Source organism: Pseudoalteromonas sp. S3776 (genome assembly GCF_005886915.1).
Lineage (GTDB): Bacteria > Pseudomonadota > Gammaproteobacteria > Enterobacterales > Alteromonadaceae > Pseudoalteromonas.
The window spans coordinates 1-251 of the sequence record NZ_PNCU01000094.1; the positions used below are offsets into that span (position 1 = coordinate 1).

The following is a 251-nucleotide window of genomic DNA, read 5'->3' on the forward strand; positions in this document are numbered from 1 at the left end:
AGCCTGGCAATGTCCTACTTTCACATAGCAAATGCTACACTATCATCGGCGCTGTTTCGTTTCACTACTGAGTTCGGCATGGGGTCAGGTGGGTCCAAAACGCTATGGTTACCAAGCAAATTAGGTGCAAAGGATTAAGGACACGCACATCGTGCTACTTTTTCCTTTGCGCAAGGTGATTTAACTTTAACGCTACGCGCTAACTGTCACCTCATAAATTTGGAAAATATCTGATAATATTTTTTAAGTTT

1 rRNA gene is annotated in these 251 nt (G+C 41.8%); it reads right to left on the bottom strand.

Features of this window, described 5'->3' with window-relative positions:
* Window position 1: 1 nt before the first annotated feature.
* Window positions 2-116 (bottom strand): 5S ribosomal RNA (rrf, locus tag CWC16_RS19295).
* Between the last annotated feature and the right edge of the window lie 135 nt (window positions 117-251).